The following is a 22045-nucleotide window of genomic DNA, read 5'->3' on the forward strand; positions in this document are numbered from 1 at the left end:
ACTGATGGGTTCGCAGGGAGATTCTCGGTCGGTGCGAGCGGCGAGACGCGACGCGTCGAGCCGCGAGCCGCGCGGTCGACACCGCGAGCCACACTCCGATGCGCGAGGAACGATTCGAACGCTCGTCTCGGCCCTGGCGAGGCCGCGTGATCGGCCAGGCTACACCACTCGCGCGCACTTCGAAAAATTGGAATCCGCACTACACCGGTTCGACAGCATCGATCTCGTCGATGACCTGCATCGGTTGTTCGGCGTGCTGGAAGTACTCAAGAACGGTCTCCGACCAGCCGGAGACGTTGTACACGTCCTCGTAGCCCTCTGGCGTGACGAGGTCGCCGTAGGACGCCAGGTCGATCAGGTACAGCGACGCGTCCGGCGCGACCGTGTCTCGGTAGGCGTCGAACTCCTCACGGACCGTCGCGGCGTCGTCGCTGAACCCGATTCGGGAGTCCCAGATCTGCATGTCGGTGAACACGACAATGCGGTCGACGGCGATGCCTTCCTCGCGGAGATGTCGCAGCGCCTTCCAGCCGTTCGTCGAGTGACCGACCTCGCCGTCGATGCCCAGCAGGGCGTCCTGTCGCTGGAGGACCGGCGCGTCGGCGTGCATCGGGACTTCCTGGAAGTCGTCACCGAAACCGCCGACGCGGGCACCCCGGTCGGCGAGGATCGCGCCGAACAGCGAGCCGATCTCTTTGTACCGCAGGGTGCCGTTCTGCGAGAGCGTGGCGTCCATCGACCCCGAGAGGTCGACGGCGACGAACGTCTCGCCGAGGCCGTCGGGGACGTTCTCGACGGCCACGTCGATGGCCTGTTCCAGCCAGCGTTCGACGGCCGGCGCGTCGATCCGGGCCGCCTGGAGGGCCTTGTAGGCCTGGTAGTACCGGAACGGGTACAGCGGGGCGTGGCGCACCGCTTCGAGGTCGAGGTGGTCGACGATCGTCGTTTCGTCGACGCCGGCCTCGAGCATGTTCCGGAGGTTCCGGATCGACGCGAAGATCGGCAGCGTGTACGCCTCATCCTCGATCAGTGTCTCCCAGGCCTCACGGGTGTTCCCGCGCTCGGAGATCACCGTCTCCCAGGTGTTCGGGGCTGGAAGCGGTTCCACTTCTGGGTAGTCGTCAAGATCGCCACGCATGAACCGCTCGAACAGGGCCTCCTGGTCTGCGTCGACCGGCGTTGGGTGGACGCGGTTGAACACGTCGTGTAGCGTCACCTCACGCCGCGAAAGCGTGTACTTCCCGAGCGTGTAAGCGTCGGCCATATCGACGAGGGCGTCCTCGATACCGCGCCGGAGCGGCCACGGCGCGGTGCCGCCGAAGAGGTCGTCGTGAATTGCCAGCGCGGTCGCCGTCTCATCCATCCGCTGGACGATCGACGGCGTCCACTCGCGGATCAGCGACTCGTCGGAGTCGTCTTTGAACCGGTCGTCGTTGGCCGCCAGCACGAGCAGTACCTGCGGCACGTCACGCAGGTAGAGTTCCTGCCGGGCGTACGCAGCGAGTTTGAGGACGAACTCTGGGTCGTCGTCGGCCGCGGCGTCGAATCGCTCGACGATGGCCGCGAGATGTGCTTCGTCGGACTCGTAGTACGAGTCTTCGAGCAGCTGGTTGATCGTTCGTTTGTACAGGGCGAGTCGCGGATCGGCAGGCGCGAACGCCGCACCACCTTCGTGGTTGGTCGTCCGTGTCGACTCCGCGAGTGTCTGTTTGGTGTCGTTGAATTTCATACTACCACCGGAGCCGTAACAGACGGCTCCAGACTGACTGCCAGCGGGGACCGCGGGCAGCGAACGCCCTCGGCAGGATTCGAACCTGCGACACCCGGCTTCGAAGGCCGGTGCTCTAAATCCGTGCTGAGCTACGAGGGCAGGCAGTGGTCGGAAAATCACCGGCGCGTGTGGATCAGCATGCTACCAGATTACACCAGGGCGGAGGTTCCGCCCCCGGGATTCGAACCCGGATCTCCGGCTCTTGAGGCGAAGGAACGCGCCGGTTCGACGACCACCGGATGAGTGTGAGTGACCGGAAGATCGACGGGGCGTGCGAGCCGTTACGGCTCGGGTGCGTGACAAGCGAAGGAACGCCCCGTCTCGACGGTCACCTGAGTGGTGGCGACCGGGAAACAATCGGAGCGGGGTCCGGTGTCGGGACGCTCCCTTTGTCCGGACATTACGATAGACCGGCTGGTCTACCGCCGAGATTTGAACTCGGGAAATCCTGGAGTGAAGGAACGCTCCGATTCGACGGTCGCCGCGATGACTGGTGGGTGGCCGGAATACCGACGGAGCGGGTGCGGGAGTTGAACCCGCGGGGTGCCAGAGTGAAGGAACGCTCCGTCTCGACGGCCACCCGGTTGGGACGGGGCTCGGTGCCCCAGGCCGGCAGAGCGGATCGAACGCTCACAGCCACCTTACAAGGGTGGTGTCCTCGTGAGGCCCAGTAGGCCGAACGAGGGCTCGTCAGAGCTTGCTCTGACGGCGCTCTGCCAGTTGAGCTATGCCGGCACGAATTCGGGTCGGGGCTACGCCCGAAGCCTGCGCCAGGAGTCGAACCTGGACGGCATCCATACCACGGATGTGCTCTGCCAGTTGAGCTACACAGGCGCAGGGCCAGGTGCGAGTCTCGAACTCGCCGCTCGACCGTCACAGGGTCGAAGGTTACCAGCTACCCCAACCCGGCCATACAATTTCCCGCCAATAGCGGGGAATGGAGCGACGCGGAGTCGAACCGCGAATTGCCCGGTCTTCAGCCGGGTGCCGTCCCGTTTGGCTATCGCTCCGCAGTGCTTCCGGTGCCCTGGCGAGCGAAGCGAGTGAGGGCTCGGAAGGGCATGCTTCCGGTGGGAATCGAGCCCACGACTTCCAGCTCGAAAGGCTGGCGTCCCTCGCCATCGGGGACTCCGGAAGCACAGAAGCCGCGGATCGGATTCGAACCACGTCCGGACGTGCTCACTGCGTTGCGTGCGCAGGGTCTGCTCTGGAAACCGCCGGTTTCCAGACCGATGTGATCCTGCTCTGCGGGCAGGTGCGTTGAGCCACTCTGCCACCGCGGCTGATGGACGCCCCCGGGAGTCACGCGAACGAAGTGTGCGTGACGCCGTCGGACTGGTCCGACGGAACTCGAACCCGGTGCCTCCCGCTTGCGAAGCGGGCGCTCTACCAATTGAGCTAGGGGCCCGCGAGAGTGAGAGTCAGGATACGCGGGACTTCGCGGTCCCGAACGCCTGGGGACGGAGTCGAACCGTCCACGACCAGGGTAACAGCCCGGCTCCCCCACCACGGGGGACTCCCAGGCACGAGAAATAGAGGGCCTGACGGGATTCGAACCCGCTATCTTGCGGTTAAAAGCCGCCTGCCTGTACTCATAGGCTCCAGGCCCGCATGCGTCACCCCGGATTCGAACCGAGACTACTGGCTTGGAAGGCCAGTGCCCTCGCCAGATTAGACCAGTGACGCAAGAGTGGACACCCCCGGGAATCGAACCCGGAGCCTTCGTCCTGCCAGGACGCTGCTCTGCCAGTTGAGCTAGGGGCCCGCGTGGCACCGAGGACCTCCAACCCTCGCTGCCGATGGACGCACGAGGAATCGAACCTCGATCACAGCCTCGTGAGGGCCGTATCTTGCCGTTGGACCATGCGTCCGAGTGGGCACGGGAGGACTCGAAACTCCGACGAATCCGGTATCAGCGGATCTCTCTGACCAACTGAGGTACGCACCCGGATTGGCGGGGCAGGAGTCGAACCTGCGATCTCGCCGGAGTCAGCGGCGCGTCCACTCCACTGGACTACCCGCCATTGCGGGACCAGGAGTCGAACCTGGGCCTCGGGGATATGAGCCCTGTGGGCTACCGCTACCCTATCCCGCATGCTCCAGCCCGGATTCGAACCGGGGGCTCGGCCTCGAGAGGGCCGTGAGTTTGTCCTGGCTACTCCACTGGAGCAGGCTGTCCCGTCAGCGTGGCCACGCGAGCTAGCATCCTGTGAGCGAATCCCTCCGACATCACGGCTATCGTGAAACCGAAAACACCCGCGAGTGCGGGTGCTGACTCACACCTGCATGGCACACTTTCGTGTGCCGAATCTCCCCGGCACGACTCGAACGTGCGTCTCCTCCTCTACAGGGAGGCGTCGTCGCCACTGGACCACGGGAAGTGATTGAACCGGGGAAAACCGTAGTGGAGAGGCGTGTGTCGGCTCGATCGCTCTCGCCGCGTATACCGAGGCATCTCACCCTCGGACCTGCCCGAGTAGCCAGCCCGGTTAATCCCTGGTGCGAGATCGAAGTATCTCCACTACTCGACCCGGTCGTCGAGGTCATCGAGAACGAGCGTGGCCATGGTCTCCCGCGGGAGGGTCGTTCTCTCGCTCGACTTGCAGTGTTGATTGGCGTGCTGTCCAACTCGTGAACAGCGCCGATCGCTGGCAGCCCGTCTGTTTGTCCGGTACTGCCACCATCAAAGGTGTCTGGGCGTTACTCCAGCGCACTGACCGACGCTGATGGACCCGGCCGGATTCGAACCGGCGGCCTCCCGCTTGCGAGGCGGGCGCTCTGCCACTGAGCTACGGCCCCAGAGTCACGGGACCACGATTTGAACGTGGGTCCCCTGAACAACGTGAAGGGGATGTTGGTGGACGAGCATAGCGAGTCCACCGGTAATCTGCTGGTCATGGGCCAACCGGGCTCACCAGATTACCCAACCCGCGAAGTGTCGCCGCGAGGATTTGAACCTCGGAAAGCACTAAGCACGCGGTCCTGAGCCGCGCCCCTTCGGCCACTTGGGTACGGCGACACGAAGACAGGGAAGTGCCGGCCAGGCCGGCATGCCGCCACCAGGACTCGAACCTGGGAAGGACTAACCACACGGCCCTCAGCCGTGCTCCTTTGACCACTCGGACATGGCGGCGCATACCGCGGGAGGGATTCGAACCCCCGAATACCTACGTAGCGAGTCTTAAGCTCGCCGCCTTCGGCCACTTGGCTACCGCGGAGTGGGTATGGACCGAATCGAACAGCCATCTCTCGCTCTGGAAGCGAGCGTCTTCCCATTGGACCACATACCCTGGCTTGCTGCATTTCGGTCGGCAAGACACCAGCAGAGCTCTGCACGCATCTGCCGAGCCTTCGCCTGTTGCAACGGCGGAGACGCCGTCAGAGCAAGCTCTGACGAGCCCTCACTTACCACGTTCGTGAGGACGGCGGGAGAGCGATTCGAACGCTCGTGCCCGCGTGGGGCACCGTGGTTCCAGCACGGTCCCTTGACCAGGCTAGGGGAATCCCGCCACAGCGGTGAGACTGAGAGTCGAACTCAGAAGCCTGACGGCTCTCGCTTTCAAAGCGAGCGCAGTCACCTATCTGCGTGTCTCACCTCGCGCTGACCATCCGATCAGCACCCGCGAACGCCGCGGCCCGGAGTCGAACCGGGAGTCCTCTCGGAGCTCGCGTAGCAGGCGAGCGGGATCGCCAGTTCCCAGCCGCGGCAGAAGTGGGTCACAGTGGATTCGAACCACTGGCCTGGCGTCCCAAACGCCAGATGTTCGGCCGCTACACCAGCGACCCACGGATAGTTGTGTGTCTATACAACTGCACGACGGCGGACGACTGCTCCGCAACTGTCCGCCATCGTGAGGTGAGCGTACTTCGGGGTATCCCTGGAATGTCCACCGGATCATGCAGGTTGTAGACCCTTCCGGGCCCAGCACCGCCGACCGCGAACCGCTCGCGTCGGGCAGTGTCTGCCTGCCTCGATGAGCATCCCACTTCGAACGCCGACGCCGGGATTCGAACCCGGGTCACGGCCGTGACAGGACCGTATGCTAGCCGAGCTACACCACGTCGGCAGTGTGGCAGTCGCCCCGGCCGTTCCCGTGAACGGAGTGAACGGGGGCTCGAGGGAGCAAGCTCCCTCGGCGGAATCGAACCGGCGACCTCGGGCTCCAAAGGCCCGCGTCCCTCGCCGGAAGACATTCCGTCTTCCGAGCCCTGCCTCGCTTCCGCTCGGCAGGACGCCAGCGGAGACTCCGGGGCTGTGCAGTGCCGCAGCTATGGCTGTGGGCGAATGGGCGTCCAGCAGCTCAGCGTCCGCTCAGCGCGAACGAGGCTGCACGCTCACACCGCTCTCGGTGTGAGCGGAAATCATGATGCCGCGAGCATCATCCACGGGACCCTCTCGAACGAGACGATCCCATCGCTGGATGGAAGCAGGCGGCAGGCCCGTGTTCCCCCGCCCCGGCGGGTAGTCCGCGTGGGGGCTGAGTTATGCGGGCAGTGGTGTCCGGACAGCGCCGGATTGGGTCACGCCATCGCAACTGGCGTCGCCCAAATTCCAGCGTTCCGGATCGGGTTCGTCCCCACGCTGTTTGCGTAGGGGCTCGCCGAAGGTGCCCACGGCTATGGACAAGCGAGCGAGCCGTGGAACGTGGCGAGCTGACATCATACTGAATCTCCTCGGGTTGTGTGCTGTCGACGACTTCAATTACATCTCAACGTGGCATTTGTATTAAATGTGGCTGAGGTATGATACACACAGTCACAATTTCCGCCAGATTGCATCTATCAGCTCATCCGACGGATCGGAGAAAGTATGCATGGGATTACTGGATGGATCTCTAACATTGGCCAACTCCTGAATGGTTGTCTGTATCCCCATTTGGAGGGATTTGTCCAGTATAATATGCCGCCATTCACCGGCGCATCCTGGTATTTTGCAGTGGGAGCTTTCAACGACCTCAGCGCCTGATTTATTTGGGTCACTATAATCTTATAGTATAACTGTATAGTATAGCTATACAGTCCGGCCATGCTTAGTGTGTAGTCAGGCCAACTGCCGAAGAAGGGTTTTTAATATGTGATTCGGTTTGATCAAAAGTCGATCATAGCCGTCATCGAGATCACTCGCCGAATCTATTGACCACACCTGAGAGCAATTGGGCCGTCTATTCCGTCCCAAATCATACTTCACTAATCCAAATCCAACCCAAAATAAATCACCAATATATAAATAAATTAATATATTTGAAATGGACGGGCTCACCAGATGTGGGTGAGGAAGACCGTGACAGCAACGAATGCGGCACTGAAGCTAGGGGTACTGGCACTAGTCGCGGTACTGTGTCTCGGTGGGCCACTCGCGGGAGCGGCTGCCGGGGTGCAGGCTGGGGCAGGCAACACGAGTATCGAGAACATACAGCAGGACAGCGCGGATGGGTCGCCGCTCGCTGGCACGACGGTGACGACGACGGGCACCGTCACGGCGGTCGGTCCGGAGGGATTCCACATCCAGAACGGGACCGGCGCTTACAGCGGCGTGTACGTATACACGGGCGGTGCGCCGTCGGTGTCGACAGGCGACACGGTCTCAGTAACGGCACTGGTGAAAGAGTACTACGACCTGACGGAACTCGACGCGACGGCGGACGGTGCGTCGGTGACGGTGACCGGCACGGCACCGGTCCCAGACCCGGTCAAGCTCGACACGGGTGCGGCCGGGCAGGAAGCCTACGAGGGCGTGCTTGTCACGGTTGATGGCGTGACGGTGACGAGCACGCCCGGCGAGTACGGCGAGTGGGCGGTCGACGACGGGAGCGGTGAACTCGCCGTCGACGACGTGGCACCCAGCGACGCCACGACGCCCGCGAAGAAGAACGCGACCGCCGACGCGATTACTGGCCCGCTGTTCTACAGCTTCGGCGCGTTCAAACTGCAGCCCACCGTCGTAGAGAACCTGCAGGCACCGTCGACCGGGGACGGCGACGGCAGTGACGGTGGGAGCGGCGGCGACGCTGGCGCCGATACGACCACGGTCACGCTGCTGTCATACAACGACATCCAGACGGCGGCGGCAAAGGACGGCAACTTCTCGCGGCTCGTGACGCTCGTCGAGCGCCGCCGCGCGGCCCACGACAACCCGACGGTCGTGGCCGGTGCGGGTGACGAGGTCGGCCCGCATGCCCTGTCGCCGATCAGCCAGTGGCGCGCTCCGACCGACGTACTCAACCTGATGCAGCCGGACGCGGACGTCGTTGGCAACCACGAGTTCGACTACGGGTACGACGGGGTTTCACAGTTCACAGCGGCCTCGGAGTTCCCGTGGCTCTCGACGAACCTCGTCAACGAGTCGACCGGCGATGGAATCCAGGGCTCGGAAGAGTACACCATCGTCGAACGCGACGGGGTCCGAATCGGCTTCGTCGGCCTCGTCGACGAGGGGGCGACCTACGGGAAGACGAACATCGACTTCGCTGCCGAAGGCGCGAAACTGGAGGACTACACCGAGGACGGGCCGGCGACGGCGAAGCGACTCAAACAGGAGGAGAACGTGGACGTGGTGATCGCGCTGGCCCACACGGGTGTCCCGGACGCGAAGGATCTCGCCCGTGCGGACGACGGTGACTACATCGACGTCATCGCGGTCGGTGACGACGAGATCTACTACCCACCACAACAGACGGCGGGTTCGATCATCACCGAGGGGTCGGCCCGTGCAGCCTATCTCGGGGAACTCAACCTCTCGGTGAACACGACCGAAAACGACGTGACGAACTGGAACGGCCACCTCCGACCGGTCACCGACGAAATCCCGAAGAACGAGACGGCCTCGGACATCATCAACGGCTACCGCGCCGAGGTGAGTCTCGACTCGGTCATCACGACGACCGAGACGCCGCTTGACGCGCGCTTCGACACGAACTACCACCGCGAGAGCGGCTATGGTAACCTGATCACCGACTCCTTCCGCGCGACGACCGGCGCGGACGTCGCCATCACGAACCCTGGCGGCATCCGGTCGAACAGTGTCTACGGCCCGGGCGACATCACTGGCGGTGACGTGTTTAACACGCTCCCGTTCCCGAACACGCTGGTGACGCTCGAACTCTCGGGCACGGAACTTCGCGAGACACTCCGACGGCAGGTCGTGACGCTCGACAGCGACACGGGCCAGCAGTACGGAGCGGAGGTCAGCCAGCAAGTCAGCGGCGTCCGCTTCGAGTGGATTCCACACGGTGATGCGAGCTCGACGATCCGCGACGTGTGGGTCAACCGTGCCGGCTCCGACGAGGCGTCCGATTGGGAACCGCTCGACGAGGACGCCACCTACGAGGTGACGGTCAATAGCTTCATGGCCGGTGGCGGCTCCGGGTACGACAACCTCGTCGACCAGCCACGGGTCGCCGTGACCAACACGCTTTACGCTGAGGCGGTCGTGGACTACGTCGAGCCGAAAGACACCATCGCACCGACGAGAGAGGGCCGGATGCGCCGCGTGACGGCCGATGCCGGCGAGGCCGACCTCGAACTCGACGGGGACGAGACGGCGACGCTGTCGCTGGCCGTACCCGACACTGCGACAGCGCTCGACGCCGACAGCGTCCGGATACTGAACGAGAGCGGCGCGTCGGTCGCAGCGACCGACGCCGATCTCGCGGACGGCATCCTGACTGCGAGCGTCCCGGAGGCGGACGTAGGGAGCCTTCGCACCGACGGCGGCGACTTGGACCTCTACGCCAACTACACGGACTCGCGGTACGCCGACCAGTGGGTCTACTGGGGGGCGGCGGTGCTGTCGGCCGAGGTGAACGCGACGGGGGCGGCACCCGAACCGGCGCCCGGTGACGGAACCGCGACCGTCTCGGTCGAGTCGGCCTCGCTCTCATCCGGTGGGGAGGCGACGGTGAATGTGACGCTCTCCGCGCCGGCGGGCTTCTCCGGCATAGATATGAACGTCTCCGCACAGGACCGTTCGGTGGCGACGGTCTCGTTCGACACGTTCGGTGACGACCTCTCGCTCACCGAGGTCAGCGGCCAGGTCTCCCCCGGCGTCTTCCTCCGGGCAGCCGACGTCGACAGTATGATCCAGCCCGGCGCGACGAACGTCACCCTCGCTACGGTCGACGTGGCAGCGGTCGGTACGGGGACGACGAACCTGACGGTCCACGTTGATCGGTTCGACGACGAGACCGGGACGACGACGACGGTTGCGACAGCGCATGGACGCGTGACAGTCGGCCCGCCGGCACTCGGGCGCAGTCCCGGCGGCCGCTCGCCGACCGACCCCGACGGTGACGGTCGCTACGAGGACGTCAACGGGAACGGCCGGCTGGACTACGACGACGTGGCGACCCTGTTCGAAGCCCTCGACTCCGAGGCCGTGCAGGGCTACCCAACAGCCTACGATTTCAACGGGAACGGTCAGATCGACTTCGACGACGTGGTCACACTCTACGAGGAGACCTGATTCACAGTTCGTCGGAACCCGCAGCACTCCTTTTTGCTTCAGGCCGTCGTTTCGAACGGAGGGACTAGCCATGCTCGAAGCGAATGGTCACCTCCGTCCGGAGGCGGGTTTCCCCCGCGCAGAGTTAGCGGGGAAACCGAAATCACACGCGGTCGCAACTCCCAGGGGGTGGCCCTCGGTATCGTGAGAGAGGAGAGCGAGCTGCCGGTCAACGGTCAGCCAGTAGGGGCCGCCCGGTCCTGCCCACCGGAGTAGGCCGTAACCCGTCACACTATCTCGTTGTCGGAGAGTTGTTCGAAGCAGTGCGCAGTCCAGAATCCTGAGAGGGATCTATTAGCAGTATAGCTAAGTAGTATAGCTATACAGTAGGCCTTCGTACGGCTTAGTAGCTAGAACCGTCAGCAAGAGAGGGAATACGTGCGATTCTTCGGGGTCGAGGGACAGAATTCACACAGCCGGGCTTGCGGCTCCACGTTTGATCGAATCCGAATCGGGTCGTGACGGATAGCTCTTCGAGGGGCCTTCCTGGATTTCCGGGTTCGTTCGCTCGAGACGGATCCAGCCAGTGCATGAGAGTCTGCAAGTCATCGATTTGGTAGTGCTGAGCAATGAAAACCGTTCGTGAAAATGAAACCACGGAGCGTGTGACATTTGACTCCTGAGTTCAGGCGGAACATCCGCATCGACGAGTAATAAGACGCGCAAACCGCAGTGAAAATAGTTACCGGGTTACCAGCGGTCTATAGCCACAGGACTGCTATTGTTCGATATAGTCGTCCATCGAAAGGGACGAACGAGGAGGCAAAATTTTGCTGGACTCCATCGAGAGCCGGCCCGAGCCGACCGAGTTTTTGTCCGTCGGGCAGACCGAGTAGGTATGCCAGCACGGGATCGAATCGGTGACCGAGTGGACGGCCGAGGGTTCGGCCAGCGATGAACATCCTTCTCACGAACGACGACGGGATCGACGCGCCGGGCCTGCGAGCGCTGGCGTCGGCGCTCGAAGCGATCGGCGACGTGACCGTCGTCGCCCCCGCCCAGAATCAGAGTGCAGTCGGCCGTGGGCTCTCCTACGGACGGATGGGGCCCGACGGGTCCAACGGCGGTGAAGTCGGCCTCGGTGACGGTTCGGCCGATCCATTCACCGTGACGATCCCCCACGAGACACACGAACTCGGCTACGCGATCCACGGGACGCCCTGTGACTGCGTGATCCTCGGTGTCGATACGTTCGAACCCGACGTGGTCGTTGCGGGTTGTAACGCGGGCGCGAATCTCGGGATGCACGTCCTGCCTCGGTCTGGAACCGCCAGCGCCGCCACCGAGGCGGCATCGCTCGGCGTCCCCGGCATCGCTGTCTCGATGGACGTCCTCGGATTGGATCGGTCAGCGCTCGAACCGGCCGATTTCGAGCGGGCGTCCGTGATCGGACGCAACGTCGTCGACAGGGCATTTACTGCGGATGTGTTCGACGCCGTTGACTACTTCAATGTCAATGTCCCCCGGCCGGATCGGTCCATCGAAGGGGTCGCGATCACCCACCCGACAGCTCAGTACGATATGCACGCCGACCTCGCAGACGGTCGCTTCAGCATTCACAACCCGCTGTGGGCCGAGATGGCACAGGGAGACATCCCGGACGAGGACGGGAGTGACCGACGGGCGGTGCTGGATCAACGCGTGAGTGTCTCACCGCTCACCCTGCCACAAAGCGGGATCGATGACGGAATCATCGACAGACTCGACGACTGTTTCGAAGATGTGACGGATTAATTTATATCCCCGATAGATCGAGCCTGTGTGTGATTTGCGGTCTGTCCCACATGTTCTGTGGGGACCCAGAATGGAGAAGGACCAGCAAGCTTGCGGATTTGGGGATATTTCGGACCCTGGCTCACTCTTTCGGGTTCACTGGGCCGATGTACTCATTTTTCCAGGAATCCCCTTCCCGCCACTGCCAGTAGTAGTAGCGATACTCGGTTTCAGCCGTCTGTTTGGTCGTTTTGATCGTGATGTAGGCGCCGCTGCTCGGCACGTCCTCGTAGTCGGCTGGGTCCGTCGAGAGGTCGCGCTCTTCCAGCTGTTCCCGCTCTTCCTCGTCGATCTCGTCGTCTGCCCGCCGTGTTTCCAACTCGGACTGCCGTTGGTTGCGCTTCCACGCTGCGAGTTCGTTCGCGTACGTCGCGACCGCTTCCAGCCGGTCCGGTGATTGTTTCTCAAGGGGGTCCAGGAGATAGGTTGGCAGGTCCGGCGGTGATGGTCTGGACTGTGGGTCGTCCGCCATAGTTACCCCACGTGACGAGATGAGTTCAATGTGTGGGGTAACGATTGGCTTCGAGGCCAGTCGGTGCCATGGGCCACAGAGCCCTTGAAACACATCGATAGAGGTGTGTCCAGTCTCGTGATTTTGGCCTCAATCTGCCGAGAATTCCGAGATCGGTTCACCGTCGAGAGAGGTCTGTCGACAGGGAAATCTCTCAGCGAGTTCAGTAGTCGAAGTCGAAATTCCACCAGTCAGAGGGCCTATTTCTTGAGATTACACATCGATAGAGGGGTGTCCGATATTTTGTTACTCATGCTAGCTCAATTGAGTCGTCGCTCGGCGGATTGTTTCAATCGACCGAATTTTGGGAATTGCCAGCATTCGTAGTGTACACATCGATAGAGGGGTGTGTTTGGCCGAATCAGAACTGCTCGAGACAGCAGTCGGATCTGGGAATTGGTCGGTACCTGAGAACTCAGGATTGGTTCCGGAGTTGTGCTTTAACAACCGTCTGGACTTCGTCCGGGGAGACCATGTCGATGCGGGAGTCCTCCCGAAGCGTATCGAGAATGGTATCGGGGCGTTCGGCAAACTGGAATTCGAGGAACATCCCCGAACTGGGGCCGTGGCTGCGGCGCTCGAAGTCAACCAGTGAGTAGGTCGTCAGCTCTTTCATCTTGTTGACATAGGTCTCCTGGTGGTACTGGTCGGCCCCGATCGCATCGGTGAGGAACTGGTAGACTCGATAGCCGGTCGTACTGCGCGCGGTGCCGTCTTCGGTCTCGTTCGCGACGGTCGCAGTCGCGTACAGGCAGAGCTTCTTCTGAGTGCTGATCCCGCGGATGACTTCGAGGACGCGGTTTTTCTCGACTTTCTCCTGTGCGTTCCGGACATGTTCCTCCCGGACTTCGGAATCACCCTCGCGCTCGGCTAGTTCGCCAGCTACCCGCATGAGATCGATCGCTTTTCGGGCGTCCCCGTGTGTCTGTGCCGCGAACGCCGCCGCCAGCGGGATCACGTCGTCACTAAGGACATCGTCGTAGAATGCGTCCTGGCGGCGCCGGAGGATCGCCTTGAGCTGGTTGGCGTCGTAGTCGTCGAAGTGAACGTCCTCCGGAGTGAACGAACTCAGTGCCCGGCTCCCCACCGCCTCCATCATCTTCGTGTCGTTGGAGATCGCGACGACCGAGATGTGCGCGGAGAGGTCGTCGATAGCTCCAGACCGTGAGAGTTGATAGAGCAGCCGTGAGAACGCCGGGTCCTGTTTGTCCCGGCGACCCACGAGCATGTCCAGCTCGTCAAGCACGAAAACCACGGAGTCGAAATTCTCGCTGACGATACGGTACAGTTCGTCCCACTTCTCTTTCGTCGCGACTCCGTGTTTGGGTACCTCGACGGAGACACCAGCTTCATCGGCGGCTCGCTCGGCCAGTTCGTAGACGGCGATGCCGAGGGTATCGAGGTCCTGGCAGTTCACTTCGACGGTCCCGAACCTGATATCGCGTTGCTCACAGATGTTGCTGATGTTCTTACAGACCGCCTTCGTAATCAGGGATTTGCCCGTCCCCGACGGGCCGTAGAGAAAGAGATTCGGGGGTCGGTTGTCACCGAGCGCGACGCGCAACATCTTCGTAACTTCCTGGAGTTGGGTGTCCCGACCGACGATTCGATCCTCCTCGACGACGTAGTTCGGATCGAGCAAGGACCGGTCCCGGATCAGCCCTTCCTGTTCGTCGAACTCCAGCAGCATTTCTTCGATAGACTCCGACTCATTGTCGCTAGGGACTTGATCCGAATCCGATTCGGTTGGATTCGCCGGTTCCCCATCGATCGGTGGGGCCGATTGATCCGCCTCGTGGTCCCCATCCTCGATATCCGATGACGGATCGGACCGAACAGATGGTGACCGCTCTCCGGACTCCGAATCATCATCGACGGTCTCGGAGCCGTCAGTATCCATGTCAGCACACATTCAGGCAATGATGAAAAGTGTTGCCCCACCTCTATCGAAGTGTGATTGCCCGATAAGGGAACTAGTACTCTCGAATTATCGGGATGCCGAATCTCGACCTAAATCAGTCCATGAGCGTCCGACGAAGTGAATCATAGGGAACGAAGGAACAACTGATGGACACGCACACCCCTCTATCGATGTGTTCGAGGGATCAAGAGGGAGGGGGGTAATAGAGGGGTTAGGAAAGGAAGTTCAATCTCTTTGATCGCCTCCTAAGGGTCACTAATTTACAATACTCGGTAGATTAGGATACCCTCAGGAACTTCAACAGCTCCTAAAAGCGGTTCTATTTGCTGGCTTCTCTTCTTTCCTTCTCTCTTCTTCTAGCTAGCTAGAAACTAGACACACACCCCTCTATCGAAGTGTTCGATGTGTTTTCTCTGGCAAGTCCATCGTAGCTAGGACTGATGCCCCCAGATTCCGGGTTCACTTTCACTATATCTTAGTATGTTTTGTACGCTCAATACCTCTCGTTGGGGATCTGCTCTGGTATCCTCCTGTATAACACACAAAATATCTCTCTAACCCCCTGCCCTCTCTTTGAAGAACACATCGATAGAGGGGTGTCGGTGTACTCGTTCAGATATCTAAATCTTCATTGCCTCATCGAGATGTCTGCGGCAACCTCGAGCAATTCTCACAATGCCGTTCTTGAAGTCGATTAGACAGGAGAGAGAATACACATCGATAGAGGTGTGTCCGGTTCGATGAGGATCTGGTGTAGTGGCCTCAACCTATTTTGACCGTTACCCCACAAGACCGTAATGATCTAAACTGTGGGGTAACTGCTGTTGACCTGCCGTCCACAATTTTTCTCTGAAGCTGTCTTCCCGGCTGACGTATCTTCCCGGTTCTTTGGAACCCGTTGAATCGAGACTGCAAATTAACCACCTGGAATCCATAATGGGCTCAAATGGAGTACGCCGAGTTCGCGACAGTCTGTGATCGACTAGCGGCCACCGACGCAGATCTGGAACAGGTCCAGATCCTGGCGGACTGGCTGACCAAAGCAGACGCGGATATGTTACCGCTAGTCGTTGGGATGGTTCGTGGGAAGGTGTTCGAACCGTGGGAGACGGCCGAGCTCGGTGTCTCTTCGAGCCTAACGGTCGAGGCCATCGACACAGCAACGGGAGTCGGGACTGATCGAATCGAAACGGTCTGGAGCGAGACTGGTGACCTCGGGGATGCCGCCGCCTGGGCAGTCGAACACGAGACACAGCAATCGTTATTCAGTGAGCCGCTGACACTTGAACGAGTCTACGAAACACTTCGAGATCTCGCCGACTTTGACGGCGAAGGGAGCCAAGACCGCCGGGTCAGTGAAGTCGCGGGGCTGATCGCCGACGCCGACCCTGATGAGGCCAGATACGTGGTGCGCACGGCGCTGGGACATATGCGACTTGGTGTCGGTGACGGCACGATGCGTGACGCCATTGCGGCGGCGTTCCTCGACGGGAGCGATGCGGCCAGCGACGCGGTCGAACGCGCCCATCAGGTGACGAACGATTATGGACTCGTCGCGAGGACCGCCCGGGACGATGGTCGCAACGGTCTCGCCGATCTCGACGTTGAGTTGTTCAGGCCGGTCCAGATGATGCTCGCGAAGAAGGCCGAGGGACTCGCAGACGGTATCGACGACGTTGCCGACGAGCCCGACGACGCACACATGGAGTACAAGTACGACGGGGCTCGCGTCCAGATCCACGTCGACGGCGACGAGATTCGCGTCTACACCCGCCGGCTCGAAGATGTCACGGCACAGTTCCCGGACGTGGTTGAGGCAGTCGGCGAGCACGTCACGGCGGATCGGTGTCTCCTCGACGGCGAACTCGTCGGGTACGATCCGGAGACTGGTGGTCCGATCCCATTCCAGGAGTTCTCGCGGCGCATCAAACGCAAATACGACATCGAGGAGATGGTCGAACAGATACCGGTTACGCTCTACCTGTTCGACATCCTCAGTCACGAGGATGACTCGCTGTTCGAGACTTCGCTCCGGGATCGGCTCGTTCGACTCGACGGTGCGTTCGAGCCCAGCGAGGGTAAGATCGAACGTGCCGCCCACCGAGAGTTCGAGACGGAGGGGGCAGCGAACGACTTCTATCAGGACGCGCTCGCGGATGGACACGAGGGAGTGATGCTGAAGAACCTCGCCGCGACCTATCAACCCGGCGAGCGGGTGGGCTACATGATGAAAGTCAAGCCAGTGATGGAGCCACTCGATCTCGTCGTCACCCGGGCTCAATGGAGCGAGGGGCGTCGGAGCGACTATCTTGGGAGGCTCTTCCTCGGCTGCCGGGATACTGAGGGCGAGTTCGTCGAAATCGGTCGCCTCTCGACCGGGTACACCGATGATGAACTGGCCGCACTCACCGACGAACTGACGGACCTGATCGTCTCCGAGAACGGTCGGATGGTTGACCTCCGACCCGAGGTCGTCCTGGAAGTTGAGTACGAAGAGATCCAACAGTCCCCCGAGTACAGCTCCGGGTACGCTCTCCGATTCCCGCGATATCTCGACGTGCGCGATGATCTTTCGCCGACAGATGTTGACTCGATCGAGCGTGTCGAGAGTCTGTATGAGGACCAGTAAATTTTCTCGCACTATCTTCTCAGGAGGGGCAGAATGGTTTTGCTGTCGCCACCCTAAGAGCTTGCAGTGACGACCGTTCGGCACACCGACGGTATCGAGGTTGAGCTGCCCGACGGCCGGGTCGTCCACGCCGACGCGTCACGGCCAGACGGCGACATCGCGGTCTGTAGCCACGCCCACGGCGACCACCTCTACTCGGAAGCCCCCGATTCGATGGTCTGTTCGGAATTAACGGCGGCGCTCGCGGGCGTCCGTCGTGACGACGCACCCACTCCGAGCACCCATCCGGATATCGAGTTACTCGACGCGGGACACGTGCCCGGGTCCCGAGCGACGCTGATCACTGCCAACGACACCGAACACGACGAGACCGTCCGCATCCTGTACACCGGTGACGTGTCGACGCGCGATCGGTTCTACCTCAACGGCTTCGAACCGGTCGATGCTGACATTCTCGTGGTCGAGGCGACCTACGGCACGCCGGAGTACGTCTTTCCGCCACAGGCCGAACTCGAAGCCGAAATCGCCGACTGGTTCGAGGATACAGCCGACCAGCCGGTGATTTGTATGGGGTATACGTTGGGGCGGGCCCAGGAAATACAGCGCCTCGCACAGCGTGCCGGAAGATCGCGACTGCTAGTCACCGATGCCATCGCAGAGATTAATTCCGTTGTCGAAGCCCATCTCGACGTTGATTTTGGGGCACAGCCGTACAACGCAGCAACTGCTCTGTCGGCCGGCGATGTCCTCGTTTTGCCTGGGCAGACAAACTCCCTCTCGTTTGTCGACCAGTTGCGGGAATCGAGCGACGCGATCAAGGCTGGGTTCTCGGGCTGGGCGATCGATAGCAGCTTCAAATTCAGGGGCGACTACGACGAAACGTTCGTCCTCTCCGATCACTGCGACCACGAAGAACTGCTTGACCTCGTTCGCAGTGTCGATCCGGAGCAGGTGTACGTCCAGCACGGCGCTGTCGATGAGTTCGCATCGTATCTCACCCGGGAAACTCCATATCGAGCCCAATCACTCCAGCAAAATCAGTCTACACTTGACGATTTTTGACTATGGGAGGTCGTTATACAATTAGCGAGCTTTTGATCTCCAACCAGTATATATCGTTTAAACAACCACTCTGGCCGGAACATATTGGAACCAGGAAGAACAACGATCAAAACCGTGAGTAGCTACACCCCCCCAGAGGAAGACAAAACTGAGGGGAGTGAAACGACGGAAAATAGGAATATTAACACTGAGCGGACGCTTGAGACGGTCGATGGGCTCAGTCGACGGGACAAGGGAATCGCAATCATTGCCATGGCACTAGCAGCTGGCGTCATTGCTGCACTCGCGTTTGGACATCTTGTCCCTGACTCGGAATTTGCCGAAGTAGTTGCTCGGTGGCTCCGGTCCATTGGAATCGATCTAATGCTCTTACCACTGATGGTGATGTAGCGATTTTTGGGAAGCCAATTCAAATCCATGAGACAGTTTCCTTGAGACCCTAACGACCGCGTTCTTGTGGCGAAGATCAATTGCTCCAGTCAATTCCGTTTTCAAGAATCGTATGATAGTGGATCCTGGAGACCATCCCTAACATCCCGGTGGATTGCGAGCGTATATCCCGCGCTAGTCAAATGTTCAATCGATTGTTGTGCGTACGATTGGCTGACAGCCCAGTAACTTCCTGTCCACTCTCGCTCACTCGTTTCCATCGCCTTGATATCCTCTTTCGTCTCGTAGGGACTGTCGAGTTCGATTTTGCTGCCTGAAATGTCGACGTAGATGATATCTGCCTCTTCTGGCGCGTTTTCCGAATCAACCTCTCTGGTATCCTCGGCCGTGACCACTAGATACAGCACCATCTCATCTTTCGGTGGCCTCGGATCTGCCTGTAACTCAGCGAGTCGGTTCTCATAGGTCTCGAACAAATCCTCGACCGCCTCTTGATCGTCAGTTACCATCTCCGCACGTCGTCGAAGCATCGTCAACACCCCGGGCCGACCGCTAGCATCAACTTCAGCGGCGAGGAACGCCTCGATCTCGTTGAGCGAATCCAAGAGTAGAATTCTCGCCCGGATGAGATCTGGATCGGGCGTGTCCAGATATTTCACTGGATTGGGGGCAGAATCCCCAGATTCTGTCGGTGTCATTGGACTGGTGGAAATGGTCTGTGGTTCCGTTCCGATTACTCTAGAAGTTTGACTTGGCGTATTGTTAATATTTGGACCAGTGTGTCAGACAAATCCCGTTTTCTTTGAGGATATATGGATCCCTGTAGCCCAATAGACTGCTTCAATATTCCCTACACCCGAGGCGCTTGAACCATCCTCTCAGTCCCAGCCATACCCCCACTCCTCAAGCTTTGCTTCGAGGAGATCAGGGTGTTCTTGAGCTACCTCGACGGCGGCTTCCATCACATCCGTCCGATAGACGTTCTCGCCGAACCGATCCTCAAGTTCGCCGACCAGTTTCGGAATCCCGTCTTCGATTTCATCTCGGAGGAAGATCGGCCGCTGCTGTCTGCCGTCTTTGACCGAATCTCGCGCGTAGATGTAGGGGAGGCGGCTTGCGTCCGAACCGTTATCGTCGTCGGTGTCAGCGGCACTCGATTCCTCTATTGTGCCACCGGCTGTGCCATCTTGCGACGGTTGCGTCTCCGGGTCCTTTGTCGTGGACTCTCCAGTGTCGTCGTCCGTGTCGGTGCCTGTTTCCGACCCGGTGTCCTCCGCGAACGGGTCGTCAGTCGAGCCTTGCTTCATGCTGGGACCTCCGTCTGGAGTCGGATGTGTTCGGCGAGGTCGTCGATTTTCTCCAGCGTTTCCACCTCGTGGTCTCGCTTGCGATCACGATGTTCATCGACGTATCGATAGGCCGTACACTGCTCCGCCCAGCAGCCTTCCAGCATCGACGAGCGCTCGCGCAGCGTCACCGGGATGTCCCAGCCATCCTCTTGGAGCGTTTCCAGGAACCGATCCTGGTCGTTCATCCCCTTGTACCGGTTGGGAACGACCGCCAAGACGCCGACTTCGATATCGAGATTGTCTTCGAGTCCGCCGACGAGCTGATCGAGTCCCTGAACTGACTCGTATCCCTTCCCCGAGGGCTCGAAGGGAATTACCACGTGCCGGGTGGTGTGTATCGCGTTATGCAGTTTAATATCGGCCGTCGCTGGTGGATCGACGATCAGCGTGTCGTATGTCTCGTGAACGCCCGCTTCTCTGAGCACACGCAATAGCTGCTTGTTGGGGTTGAACGTCTCGCCGAAGTCCGCGGCCTCCTCTTCGCGTCGACGTAGGTGCTTCGAGGCGTACTCGAGGATGTTGTGTGCCGGAACAATATCGATCCCCTCGCTGGTTCGGATTAGGTCCTCGAAGGGTCCGCGTGGCCTATCAATCATATGTCGAAGCAGACTATCCGCTTCTGAATCGTTCCGCTCGTCCGCGACGTCCAGAAGGTGTGAGAGAGATGCCTCCTGCGTGTCGAGATCAATGATTAGTACGTCACGGCCGGCACGCACCTCCGCTTTCGCCAAGTTTGCGGCGAGTGTTGTCTTCCCCACACCGCCCGCCTCGCTGTATACCGTGTACGCCAACATACGCGACAAGTTGCGCTGGTTAACTATAAAGGTAAGTCAGACGGTATGGCTATACTATATAGCTATACTAGCTTCGACAGTCTCATCTCACCTGAGCGTAGCTGGCAGTAATTAAGGAATAGACCTCCAGATAGGGTCTCGTTAGGATATCTATCTGGTCCAGTCGGATACAACCCCTGGCTGGACCAGTACTCTACACCATCCATTCGGGCCAGCTAAATAGGTCATCCCGATGTGATATCTAGATATGGTGTCTGGCTATGATGGCTGGCTGTGATAGTTGGATATACTATCTGGATATACTATCTATGTGGTCCAGCTAATTGGTGCAGTTCAATAGATGGGCTGAATAGATAGTATGGCTATACCGTATAGCTATACTAGATAGCTGGCCCAAGTATTTGAGCTTGGTTATTTTAATGCATATGCTCGAACCGATCAGTTTCATGAACAGGATTGTTGGCAGAATCCTCAGTCACCAACTGTATTCGTGCCCTGTTCGAGAAGCGGGGGATGGGATACCCCAGCGCCGAGATCTTACTCGTAGTAGTCGAGACGTTCGACAACTTCCGCGAAGGCAACATTTCTCTGAACATCAGTGATTTCGACGGTAACGCGTTCGCCTTGTTTGCTCTCAGGGACAATAACGACGAACCCACGCTCAACTCGAGTGATGCCGTCACCCTGGTCGCCAAGATCTTCGATTTCAACAGTCCGTTGCTCCCCCTCTTCAACGGGTGGTGTTTGTGGGGTATGCGTGGACTGGGAGGTAGCGTCGGTGTCGGTGGTCTCGTCGGCTGTCCGTGCGGCCAGCACAGCCACACGATATGTCTTGCCGACCTGGAGATTACCAGTTTGAACCTCTTGCTCTGGGATTTCGATAACAGCCGAGCCATTGCGTTTCTCGACAGACGCAGAGAACAGACAGCGTAGTTGGGCAGGAATATCCATCACTCGTAACCTACACCGCTTGTCTGGCCGAAAGCACTTGATTCTACTCCCCAGCAATCCGTCAGACGACCTCGGAGAGATGGTAAGCCACAAATCCGAGGAATCGTATCAGCCGATGATGAGCGAGCGCCCTCCCCTCAAAGAACAGGCAGCAGACCATCTCAGGAAAGCCCTCGACGCGGATGATCCCGATACGAAGAACTTCCACATCCGGAGTGCGCTCCAGTTCGAGGAGTGCATCGAGGCGACAGAACAAGCTGACCACGCCCACGCCGATTGACGCTGGGATTACTGCTCCGGCGCGACGACATCGTCACACTCCGGACACTCAGCCCAGATGCCCTGTGTGCCGTCATCCTTCTCGTATTCGACGAGGAGCCACGTCTCGGGGATC

General features: G+C 60.1%; 14 protein-coding genes and 23 tRNA genes. 6 read left to right on the top strand and 31 right to left on the bottom strand.

Translation table 11 applies throughout. The annotated features are described in order from the left end of the window. Window positions 1-99: 99 nt before the first annotated feature. The 24 genes from BMX17_RS20705 to BMX17_RS20815 all read right to left on the bottom strand — a co-directional run bounded on the left by BMX17_RS20705 (window position 100) and on the right by BMX17_RS20815 (window position 5838). Window positions 100-174 (bottom strand) — tRNA-Gly (locus BMX17_RS20705). 25 nt (window positions 175-199) lie between these two features. Next, window positions 200-1729, bottom strand: a complete 1530-nt coding sequence (locus BMX17_RS20710) for a TROVE domain-containing protein (RefSeq protein WP_092663697.1) — start codon at window positions 1727-1729, stop codon at window positions 200-202. Between the two features lie 64 nt (window positions 1730-1793). Continuing rightward, window positions 1794-1870 (bottom strand) — tRNA-Arg (locus BMX17_RS20715). An 839-nt stretch (window positions 1871-2709) separates the two neighbouring features. Beyond that, window positions 2710-2781: transfer RNA gene (locus tag BMX17_RS20725), tRNA-Phe, on the bottom strand. A gap of 52 nt (window positions 2782-2833) precedes the next feature. Continuing rightward, window positions 2834-2909, bottom strand: a tRNA-Glu gene (locus tag BMX17_RS20730). Between the two features lie 5 nt (window positions 2910-2914). Next, window positions 2915-3054, bottom strand: a tRNA-Cys gene (locus BMX17_RS26405). 53 nt (window positions 3055-3107) lie between these two features. Beyond that, window positions 3108-3174: transfer RNA gene (locus tag BMX17_RS20735), tRNA-Ala, on the bottom strand. A 133-nt stretch (window positions 3175-3307) separates the two neighbouring features. Beyond that, window positions 3308-3380: transfer RNA gene (locus tag BMX17_RS20740), tRNA-Lys, on the bottom strand. Window positions 3381-3383: 3 nt separating this feature from the next. Then, window positions 3384-3457 (bottom strand) — tRNA-Gly (locus BMX17_RS20745). Window positions 3458-3462: 5 nt separating this feature from the next. Beyond that, window positions 3463-3536: transfer RNA gene (locus tag BMX17_RS20750), tRNA-Ser, on the bottom strand. Window positions 3537-3571: 35 nt separating this feature from the next. Next, window positions 3572-3642, bottom strand: a tRNA-Val gene (locus BMX17_RS20755). Between the two features lie 3 nt (window positions 3643-3645). Then, window positions 3646-3719 (bottom strand) — tRNA-Ile (locus BMX17_RS20760). A 3-nt stretch (window positions 3720-3722) separates the two neighbouring features. After that, window positions 3723-3795 (bottom strand) — tRNA-Val (locus BMX17_RS20765). Next, window positions 3796-3866, bottom strand: a tRNA-Met gene (locus BMX17_RS20770). It abuts the tRNA gene before it with no gap. After that, a tRNA-Glu gene (locus BMX17_RS20775) sits at window positions 3867-3941 on the bottom strand. Window positions 3942-4080: 139 nt separating this feature from the next. After that, window positions 4081-4152 (bottom strand) — tRNA-Tyr (locus tag BMX17_RS20780). Between the two features lie 346 nt (window positions 4153-4498). After that, window positions 4499-4569, bottom strand: a tRNA-Ala gene (locus BMX17_RS20785). A 138-nt stretch (window positions 4570-4707) separates the two neighbouring features. Next, window positions 4708-4790: transfer RNA gene (locus BMX17_RS20790), tRNA-Leu, on the bottom strand. A gap of 32 nt (window positions 4791-4822) precedes the next feature. Further along, window positions 4823-4904: transfer RNA gene (locus tag BMX17_RS20795), tRNA-Leu, on the bottom strand. Between the two features lie 3 nt (window positions 4905-4907). Further along, a tRNA-Leu gene (locus BMX17_RS20800) sits at window positions 4908-4989 on the bottom strand. A gap of 1 nt (window position 4990) precedes the next feature. Then, window positions 4991-5061: transfer RNA gene (locus BMX17_RS20805), tRNA-Trp, on the bottom strand. 133 nt (window positions 5062-5194) lie between these two features. Next, window positions 5195-5281, bottom strand: a tRNA-Ser gene (locus tag BMX17_RS20810). Window positions 5282-5398: 117 nt separating this feature from the next. Then, window positions 5399-5479, bottom strand: a tRNA-Ser gene (locus tag BMX17_RS26410). 285 nt (window positions 5480-5764) lie between these two features. After that, window positions 5765-5838 (bottom strand) — tRNA-Asp (locus tag BMX17_RS20815). Window positions 5839-6122: 284 nt separating this feature from the next. Here BMX17_RS20815 and BMX17_RS20820 point away from each other — a divergent pair. The 3 genes from BMX17_RS20820 (at window position 6123) to surE (ending at window position 12005) form a co-directional block, all read left to right on the top strand. Continuing rightward, window positions 6123-6365, top strand: a complete 243-nt coding sequence (locus BMX17_RS20820) for a hypothetical protein (RefSeq protein ID WP_139203626.1) — start codon at window positions 6123-6125, stop codon at window positions 6363-6365. 687 nt (window positions 6366-7052) lie between these two features. After that, window positions 7053-10232: a 5'-nucleotidase C-terminal domain-containing protein gene (locus BMX17_RS20825; protein WP_211611407.1), complete on the top strand. Its 3180-nt coding sequence runs from the start codon at window positions 7053-7055 to the stop codon at window positions 10230-10232. Between the two features lie 933 nt (window positions 10233-11165). Further along, complete coding sequence (surE, locus tag BMX17_RS20830; RefSeq protein WP_092663703.1) at window positions 11166-12005, top strand: 5'/3'-nucleotidase SurE; 840 nt, start codon at window positions 11166-11168, stop codon at window positions 12003-12005. Window positions 12006-12126: 121 nt separating this feature from the next. Here surE and BMX17_RS20835 read toward each other — a convergent pair whose 3' ends face one another. Together BMX17_RS20835 and BMX17_RS20840 are read right to left on the bottom strand one after the other, a co-directional pair. Then, a complete protein-coding gene (locus tag BMX17_RS20835) occupies window positions 12127-12516 on the bottom strand; it encodes a hypothetical protein (RefSeq protein WP_092663705.1) in 390 nt (129 codons plus the stop codon). Between the two features lie 454 nt (window positions 12517-12970). After that, entirely contained in the window at window positions 12971-14245 is a 1275-nt protein-coding gene (locus BMX17_RS20840; RefSeq protein ID WP_092663721.1) for an orc1/cdc6 family replication initiation protein, read from the bottom strand. A gap of 1177 nt (window positions 14246-15422) precedes the next feature. On the opposite strand from BMX17_RS20840, the gene BMX17_RS20845 reads away from it, so the two are divergent. Together BMX17_RS20845 and BMX17_RS20850 are read left to right on the top strand one after the other, a co-directional pair. Then, window positions 15423-17105 carry an ATP-dependent DNA ligase gene (locus BMX17_RS20845; RefSeq protein ID WP_092663707.1) on the top strand — a complete coding sequence of 561 codons (1683 nt, stop codon included), beginning with the start codon at window positions 15423-15425 and terminating at the stop codon, window positions 17103-17105. A 66-nt stretch (window positions 17106-17171) separates the two neighbouring features. After that, entirely contained in the window at window positions 17172-18167 is a 996-nt protein-coding gene (locus tag BMX17_RS20850; protein WP_092663709.1) for an MBL fold metallo-hydrolase RNA specificity domain-containing protein, read from the top strand. Between the two features lie 491 nt (window positions 18168-18658). Here the strand turns inward: BMX17_RS20850 and BMX17_RS20860 are convergent, their stop codons facing one another. The 4 genes from BMX17_RS20860 to BMX17_RS20875 form a co-directional block, all read right to left on the bottom strand. Continuing rightward, window positions 18659-19255: a DUF8129 domain-containing protein gene (locus BMX17_RS20860; RefSeq protein ID WP_139203627.1), complete on the bottom strand. Its 597-nt coding sequence runs from the start codon at window positions 19253-19255 to the stop codon at window positions 18659-18661. A gap of 180 nt (window positions 19256-19435) precedes the next feature. Continuing rightward, the gene (locus BMX17_RS20865; protein ID WP_092663715.1) at window positions 19436-19864 is read right to left on the bottom strand and encodes a DUF7970 domain-containing protein; all 429 of its coding nucleotides are present in this window, start codon (window positions 19862-19864) and stop codon (window positions 19436-19438) included. Next, complete coding sequence (locus BMX17_RS20870; protein WP_092663717.1) at window positions 19861-20700, bottom strand: ParA family protein; 840 nt, start codon at window positions 20698-20700, stop codon at window positions 19861-19863. The genes BMX17_RS20865 and BMX17_RS20870 overlap by 4 nt, the downstream gene beginning before the upstream one ends. A 537-nt stretch (window positions 20701-21237) precedes the next feature. Further along, window positions 21238-21651, bottom strand: a complete 414-nt coding sequence (locus tag BMX17_RS20875; RefSeq protein ID WP_092663719.1) for a TRAM domain-containing protein — start codon at window positions 21649-21651, stop codon at window positions 21238-21240. Between the two features lie 118 nt (window positions 21652-21769). Between BMX17_RS20875 and BMX17_RS26415 the strand changes: the two genes are divergently transcribed. Then, on the top strand, window positions 21770-21931 hold the full coding sequence (locus BMX17_RS26415) for a hypothetical protein (RefSeq protein WP_170845503.1): 162 nt from the start codon (window positions 21770-21772) through the stop codon (window positions 21929-21931). A gap of 8 nt (window positions 21932-21939) precedes the next feature. Here the strand turns inward: BMX17_RS26415 and BMX17_RS27735 are convergent. Continuing rightward, window positions 21940-22045: DUF7837 family putative zinc-binding protein (locus BMX17_RS27735; protein ID WP_449272163.1), on the bottom strand; the 106-nt coding region annotated here is incomplete at its 5' end.

The sequence above is a fragment of the Halorientalis persicus genome (assembly GCF_900110215.1).
In the GTDB taxonomy this organism is placed as follows: domain Archaea; phylum Halobacteriota; class Halobacteria; order Halobacteriales; family Haloarculaceae; genus Halorientalis; species Halorientalis persica.

Coding starts and splice junctions, on each gene's coding strand:
- BMX17_RS20845 (WP_092663707.1), top strand. CDS start 15,423: ATGGAGTACGCCGAGTTCGCGACAGTCTGTGATCGACTAGCGGCCACC.
- BMX17_RS20865 (WP_092663715.1), bottom strand. CDS start 19,864: ATGAAGCAAGGCTCGACTGACGACCCGTTCGCGGAGGACACCGGGTCG.
- BMX17_RS20870 (WP_092663717.1), bottom strand. CDS start 20,700: ATGTTGGCGTACACGGTATACAGCGAGGCGGGCGGTGTGGGGAAGACA.
- surE (WP_092663703.1), top strand. CDS start 11,166: ATGAACATCCTTCTCACGAACGACGACGGGATCGACGCGCCGGGCCTG.
- BMX17_RS26415 (WP_170845503.1), top strand. CDS start 21,770: ATGAGCGAGCGCCCTCCCCTCAAAGAACAGGCAGCAGACCATCTCAGG.
- BMX17_RS20840 (WP_092663721.1), bottom strand. CDS start 14,245: ATGCTGCTGGAGTTCGACGAACAGGAAGGGCTGATCCGGGACCGGTCC.
- BMX17_RS20875 (WP_092663719.1), bottom strand. CDS start 21,651: ATGGATATTCCTGCCCAACTACGCTGTCTGTTCTCTGCGTCTGTCGAG.
- BMX17_RS20835 (WP_092663705.1), bottom strand. CDS start 12,516: ATGGCGGACGACCCACAGTCCAGACCATCACCGCCGGACCTGCCAACC.
- BMX17_RS20710 (WP_092663697.1), bottom strand. CDS start 1,729: ATGAAATTCAACGACACCAAACAGACACTCGCGGAGTCGACACGGACG.
- BMX17_RS20860 (WP_139203627.1), bottom strand. CDS start 19,255: ATGACACCGACAGAATCTGGGGATTCTGCCCCCAATCCAGTGAAATAT.